General features: G+C 62.5%; 5 protein-coding genes and 2 pseudogenes. 5 read left to right on the top strand and 2 right to left on the bottom strand.

Features of this window, described 5'->3' with window-relative positions:
- A pseudogene (locus tag BFP96_RS09955) lies at positions 1-285 on the top strand (copper-transporting ATPase); the annotation flags it as partial.
- A complete protein-coding gene (gene cueR, locus BFP96_RS09950; protein ID WP_065894633.1) occupies positions 282-683 on the top strand; it encodes a Cu(I)-responsive transcriptional regulator in 402 nt (133 codons plus the stop codon). The pseudogene BFP96_RS09955 and the gene cueR, both read left to right, overlap by 4 nt.
- Positions 684-888: 205 nt before the next feature.
- Here the strand turns inward: cueR and BFP96_RS09945 are convergent, their stop codons facing one another.
- Both BFP96_RS09945 and BFP96_RS09940 read right to left on the bottom strand, forming a co-directional pair.
- The gene (locus BFP96_RS09945) at positions 889-1785 is read right to left on the bottom strand and encodes a PA4780 family RIO1-like protein kinase (RefSeq protein ID WP_065894635.1); all 897 of its coding nucleotides are present in this window, start codon (positions 1783-1785) and stop codon (positions 889-891) included.
- 216 nt (positions 1786-2001) lie between these two features.
- Complete coding sequence (locus BFP96_RS09940) at positions 2002-3279, bottom strand: acetyl-CoA C-acetyltransferase (RefSeq protein ID WP_065936120.1); 1278 nt, start codon at positions 3277-3279, stop codon at positions 2002-2004.
- 105 nt (positions 3280-3384) lie between these two features.
- Here BFP96_RS09940 and BFP96_RS09935 point away from each other — a divergent pair, with 105 nt between their 5' ends.
- From BFP96_RS09935 to BFP96_RS30855, 3 genes and pseudogenes are all read left to right on the top strand, one after another.
- Positions 3385-4737 carry a 3-oxoacyl-ACP reductase gene (locus BFP96_RS09935; protein ID WP_065936119.1) on the top strand — a complete coding sequence of 451 codons (1353 nt, stop codon included), beginning with the start codon at positions 3385-3387 and terminating at the stop codon, positions 4735-4737.
- Positions 4738-4739: 2 nt separating this feature from the next.
- Positions 4740-5588, top strand: a complete 849-nt coding sequence (locus tag BFP96_RS09930; RefSeq protein WP_065936118.1) for a MaoC family dehydratase — start codon at positions 4740-4742, stop codon at positions 5586-5588.
- 302 nt (positions 5589-5890) lie between these two features.
- Positions 5891-6451, top strand: a pseudogene (locus tag BFP96_RS30855) (hypothetical protein); the annotation flags it as partial.

The raw sequence follows: 6451 nt of genomic DNA, 5'->3' as shown, positions 1-6451 counted from the left end.
GGCACCGACGTGGCCATGCACGCCGCCGGCATCACCCTGATGCGCGGCGACCCGCGCCTGGTGCCGGCGGCCCTGGAGATCAGCCGCAAGACTTACGCAAAAATTCGCCAGAACCTGTTCTGGGCCTTTGTGTATAACCTGATCGGCATCCCGCTGGCGGCCTTCGGCCTGCTCAACCCGGTGCTGGCAGGCGCGGCGATGGCGTTGTCCAGCGTCAGTGTGGTGAGCAATGCGCTGCTGCTGAAAACCTGGAAACCCAAGGACCTGGAGGATCAACGCCCATGAATATCGGCCAAGCCGCCCGCCAAAGCGGGCTGAGCGCAAAGATGATTCGCTACTACGAATCCATCGGCCTGCTCAAGGCCGCTCATCGCACCGAGAGTGGTTATCGCCTCTTCAGTGCCGACGACCTGCACACCCTGGCGTTTATCAAACGCTCGCGGGACCTGGGGTTTTCACTGGAAGAAGTCGGCAAGCTGCTGACCTTGTGGCAGGACCGCCAGCGCGCCAGCGCCGACGTGAAAGCCCTGGCGCGCCAGCATGTCGAGGCGTTGAATCAGAAGATTCGCGAGTTTGAGCAACTGCGCGATACGTTGCAGGACCTGGTGGAACACTGCCAGGGCGACCACCGGCCGGATTGTCCGATTCTCAAGGAGTTGGCGTCAGGCAAGTGCTGCGCCTGACTGGTTGCAAATAAATCCAATGCGGGAGGGGGCTGCCCCTAATACCAATCTGTAGGAGCGAGCTTGCTCGCGAAAAACGTCAACGATAACGCGTGCTTTCTGAATGAACGCGGTGCCTGTGAGTTTTTCGCGAGCAAGCTCGCTCCTACAATCCGCCATCGGGGGCAAGCCCCCTCCCACACGTTGATCTTCGTCTACCTGAAGTTCACTGCATCCAGGGAGGCGGCGGTTCTTCTGCCGTCTTGGTCGATGGCGCATCGTCCGCTGCACGAATCGCTTGCTTGCGCTCTTCGTCCAGCCGCGCCGCTTCGATCTCGCGGATCACACCGCCCACGTCCGCCAGTTCTTCCGGCTCGTCGAACTCACCGGTCAGGATACTGGCTGGGTGCAAGGTGCCGGCTTCGTACAACGCCCACATTTCCTTGGCGTACTTGGTCTTCTTCAGCTCCGGGGCAAAGCGCCCGAAGTAGGAAGCCATGTTGCCCACGTCCCGCTCCAGCATGTTGAACGCGTGGTTGTTGCCCGCCGCATCCACTGCCTGGGGCAGGTCGATGATCACAGGGCCGGTCGGCGTGAGCAGTACGTTGAACTCGGACAGGTCACCGTGCACCAGCCCGGTACACAGCATCAGCACGATCTGGGAAATCAGGAAGGCGTGGTATTCGCGCGCCTGGTCCGGCTCCAGCGTCACGTCGTTCAGACGCGGCGCCGCATCGCCGTACTCGTCGGCCACCAGCTCCATCAACAGCACGCCCTCAAGAAAGTCGTACGGCTTGGGCACGCGAACGCCCGCCCCGGCCAGGCGGAACAACGCCGCCACTTCGGCGTTCTGCCAGGCATCTTCGGTTTCTTTCTTGCCGAACTTGGAGCCCTTGGCCATGGCCCGGGCCTGACGGCTGTTACGGACCTTGCGGCCTTCCTGGTATTCGGACGCCTGACGAAAACTTCGTTTATTCGCCTCCTTGTAAACCTTGGCGCAACGCAATTCGTTGCCGCAGCGCACCACATAAACAGCTGCTTCTTTACCACTCATGAGTGGGCGCAGCACTTCGTCGACCAGACCGTCTTCGATCAGGGGTTCAATGCGTTTAGGAGTCTTCATCAGCTTTTATTGTGGGTCCTGTATTACCAAACACGCGTGTGGCACTCGTTATACGGCAATCCACTCGTTGGAGGGAGAGGCTACCGCAATTTCCTGTAGGAGCGAGCTTGCTCGCGAAGAACTCAAAGGCAACGCGTTTATCCAGGATGCACGCGTTATCCATGACATCTTTCGCGAGCACGCTCGCTCCTGCAAGGGGGATTCGTCAAGCCTCGTTCATCGTTCAATGATCGCCGTCACGCCCTGCCCCCCCGCCGCGCAGATCGAAATCAAGCCACGGCCCTTGCCCGCCGCATCCAGCAACTTGGCCAGGTTGGCGACAATGCGCCCACCGGTCGCGGCAAACGGATGCCCGGCGGCCAGTGAACTGCCCTTGACGTTGAGACGGCTGCGGTCGATGGCGCCCAACGGCGCCTCCAGGCCCAGGCGCGTTTTGCAGTAATCGGCGTCTTCCCAGGCCTTGAGCGTGCACAACACTTGGGCAGCGAACGCTTCGTGGATCTCGTAGTAATCGAAGTCCTGCAGCGTCAGGCCATTCCTCGCCAACAGACGCGGTACGGCGTACACCGGCGCCATCAGCAGGCCTTCTGCACCATTGACGAAATCCACCGCCGCCGCTTCGCCGTCGCGCAGGTACGCGAGGATCGGCAAACCGCGCTCCCTGGCCCAAGCCTCGCTGCCCAGCAGCAGCAGCGAGGCGCCGTCGGTCAGCGGCGTGGAGTTGCCGGCGGTGAGCGTGCCTTTTTCACTGCGTTCGAACGCGGGCTTGAGCGCAGCAAGTTTTTCCAGGCTCAGGTCAGGGCGCAGGTTGTTGTCGCGGGTAAGGCCCAGAAACGGCGTGAGCAAATCGTTGTGCCAGCCTTCGGCGTAGGCGGCGGCCATGTTCCGGTGGCTCTCAAGGGCAAGCTGGTCCTGCTCGGCGCGGGGGATCTGCCAGGTCTGCGCCATCAGCTCGCAATGCTGGCCCATGGACAACCCGGTGCGCGGTTCACCGTTGCGCGGCAGCTGCGGCTTGAGGTGATGCGGACGAAGTTGTAACAGGACTTTAAGCTTATCCGCCATGGACTTGCTGCGGTTGGCTTGCAGCAACAGCTTGCGCAAGCCTTCATTGACCCCAATCGGCGCATCGGAGGTGGTGTCCACCCCACCGGCAATGCCGCATTCGATCTGGCCCAGGGCAATCTTGTTGGCCACCAGCAAGGCGGCCTCCAGCCCGGTGCCGCAGGCTTGCTGCACATCGTAGGCCGGGGTTTGCGGCGACAGGCGCGAGCCGAGCACGCATTCGCGGGTGAGATTGAAGTCGCGGGAATGCTTGAGCACCGCGCCGGCCGCCACCTCGCCGATGCGCAGGCCGTGCAGGTTGAAACGTTCGATCAGGCCCTCCAGGGCGGCGGTGAGCATTGCCTGGTTACTGGCCGTGGCGTAGGGGCCATTGGAGCGGGCGAAGGGAATGCGATTACCGCCAATGATCGCCACACGGCGCAATTGAGTCATGGAAAGCTCCCTCTGTCTGTTATGGGCTTGATCACTGAGCCTAGTCGAACGACTGCTACCCTGGGATGGTCAACCCTTTGAACCCCAGTCTTCGGAGAGCGTTCCATGTCTGACCGTTATATCGACTTCGCCAACTCCAGCCTCGGCCATCGCCTGGTCGCCGCCCTTGGCCTGCCGTCACCGGTACGCCTGGAACGCTGGCAAGCCGGGCGCCTGCGCCCGGTGGAAGGTGCACTGCTGCTGGGCGGCGGCGCGCTGGCGAATAAAGTCCTGCCGTTTGCCAACAAACTCACCGATGCGTTGTACAGCTATGGCGCCCAAACGCTGGACGCGCCGGCGTGGATTCCCGGGCACGGTGCCAAACTCAAGGCCGTGGTGTTCGACGCCAGTGACTTGCAACACACCGACCAACTCAAGCAGCTGCGCGAATTCTTCCAGCCATTGCTGAAAAACCTCGCCCCCAGCGCACACCTGGTGATTCTTGGCCGCGCGCCGGAAAGCCTCGGCGATCCGTTCGCTGCCAGCGCCCAGCGCGCCCTGGAGGGGTTCAGCCGCTCCCTGGCCAAGGAACTGCGCAGCGGCGGTGTGTTGCAGTTGCTGTACGTGGGCGAGGGTGCCGAAGACCAGTTGGAAGGCGCGTTGCGGTTTTTCCTGTCACCCAAGAGCGCCTATATCTCAGGGCAAGTGATTCGCCTGGAGGCCTGCGCCACGCCGGTCGAGGATTGGACGCGCCCGCTGGCCGGGCGCAAGGCGCTGGTGACCGGCGCTGCCCGGGGTATCGGCGCCTCCATCGCCGAGACCTTGGTGCGCGATGGCGCCGAGGTGATCCTGTTGGATGTGCCCCAAGCCAGGGCCGACCTTGACGCCCTGGCCGCACGCTTGAACGCGCGCACCCTCACGCTGGATATCTGCGCCGAGGACGCCGCCGCGCAGTTGATCGAACACTTGCCCGACGGCCTCGATATCCTGGTGCACAACGCCGGTATCACCCGCGACAAGACCCTGGCCAACATGACCCCGGAATACTGGGACGCCGTGCTGGCGGTCAATCTCAATGCGCCGCAGGTGCTGACCCAGGCACTGCTCGACAGCGGCACCCTGCACGACAACGCCCGCGTGGTGCTGCTGGCCTCCATCAGCGGCATCGCCGGCAATCGCGGGCAGGCCAACTATGCCGCGAGCAAGGCCGGGCTGATCGGCTTGGCCCAGGCATGGGCACCGCTGCTGAAAACCCGTGGGATCAGCATCAACGCCGTCGCACCCGGCTTTATCGAAACGCAGATGACCGCGCATATTCCGTTCGCCCTGCGCGAGGCCGGTCGGCGCATGAGTTCGCTGGGCCAGGGCGGCGTGCCGCAGGACGTGGCCGAAGCCGTGGCCTGGCTGAGCCAGCCGGGCTCGGGTGCCGTCAGCGGCCAGGCACTGCGGGTGTGCGGGCAGAGTCTTCTAGGAGCGTGACTATGCAATGGCAGACAGTGGACAGCACACCGTTTCTACCGCCGCTGTACTGGCGCGCGGCACTCAAGCGCAAGATCACCGGCAGCGCACTGCCCGAACATGGCCTGCGTTGCCAGGTGCGCGTCGATCCAAAGGCTGTCGCGGCGTACCGCAAGGTCTGCGGGTTTGCCGACAGCCCGATGCTGCCGGCGACTTATCCGCACATCCTGGCGTTCGGCCTGCAGATGCAATTGCTGACCGACAAAACCTTTCCATTCCCGTTGCTGGGGCTGATTCACCTGAGCAACCGCATTCGCGTCCATCGACCCCTGGGCGGTGTGAGTGAGCTGACCGTCGGCGTGTACACCTGCAATCTCAAGCCCCACGCCAAGGGCGCGACCTTTGACCTGGTGACCGTGGTCGAGGACGCCCTGGGGCTGCTCTGGGAAGCCCAAAGCACAATGTTATACCGTGGTGTGAAGCTTGAGGGCGAGACGGTGGAGCATGGGTTGTCGGTGCACGTGCCCCTCAGCGAGCTGTCCCGTTGGAACGCCCCCGCTGATATCGGTCGACGTTATGCCCGCGTGTCCGGCGATTACAATCCGATTCATCTCAGCGCACCGACGGCCAAACTGTTCGGCTTCCCCCAGGCCATCGCTCACGGGTTATGGAACAAGGCCCGCACTCTGGCGGCGCTGGACCAACACCTTCCGCTCGCCAATGTCGACATTGAAGTTGAATTCAAAAAACCCGTACGCCTGCCCGGCGAAGTGATACTGATGACCAGCGGCGCCGGCTCAAGTGGCGAGTTAGTGTTGAACGGCACAGGGGCTATTGAGCATATGCTCGGGAAGTGGCAACCGATTGCCTGAAGTCCACTGTTTAATTGTATATATACACCTTAAGTTATAGCGGACCCGCCCGGGTCCGCTTTTTTTATTCAACTTATTGATTTTCATAAACTATAATTACTGAACTTCTACACGTTATACCGTTTGTATTAGCGCTTAAGCCGACTAAGACCTTATGTATATAAATCGTTAATACGAAGTTGAGCGTTGCGAGAAAACCGACCCAGGTCTGTGATTAATCACACGGACAAACGTATCGCTGGCCGAAGAAACGGCGAACGTTTGAAACAACCAAGGTTGTACCTGGTGCAAGGAACTCAATCATGAAAACTCAAGTCGTGTTCTGGAAAGCAAGTACCGCACTGGCGTTGATTCTGGCAATGAGCCTCGGCGGCTGCAGCAGCGGTGGTGGCGGACACAAATCAAGCGTGGCGGCGTCGTCGCCGGATGCTGGCGCAGGTGCCGGTACGGGGGGAGGCACCGGCGGCGGTTCTGGCGACGGCACTGGCGGTGGTACCGGTGGAGGTACAGGCGGCGGCACAGGTGGCGGTACCGGTGGTGGCACTGGCGGCGGTACGGGTGGCGGTACCGGTGGTGGTACTGGCGGCGGTACGGGCGGCGGTACCGGTGGTGGCACTGGCGGAGGCACTGGCGGCACTGGCGGCGAAACAGGTTCGACAGCCACTCCGCTCGTCACTGGCCGGATCGCCGGCACCCTCGGCACCACCGTGGGCAATGTGGGCGCAGCGGTGGGTGATCTCGGTTCGACCTTGAACGGTGTGCCCATTGTCGGCACGACGGCAGGCGGCCTGGTCACTTCGGCCGGCACCGCCGTCACCAGCATCGGCACCGGCGTCACCCGTGGCCTGGGCTCCCTGGGCACC

The organism is Pseudomonas sp. 34 E 7 (genome assembly GCF_900005715.1).
GTDB classification, from domain to species: domain Bacteria; phylum Pseudomonadota; class Gammaproteobacteria; order Pseudomonadales; family Pseudomonadaceae; genus Aquipseudomonas; species Aquipseudomonas orientalis_A.
The sequence above is the reverse complement of the archived record's forward strand: the minus strand, read 5'-3'. Positions and strand labels throughout refer to the sequence as shown.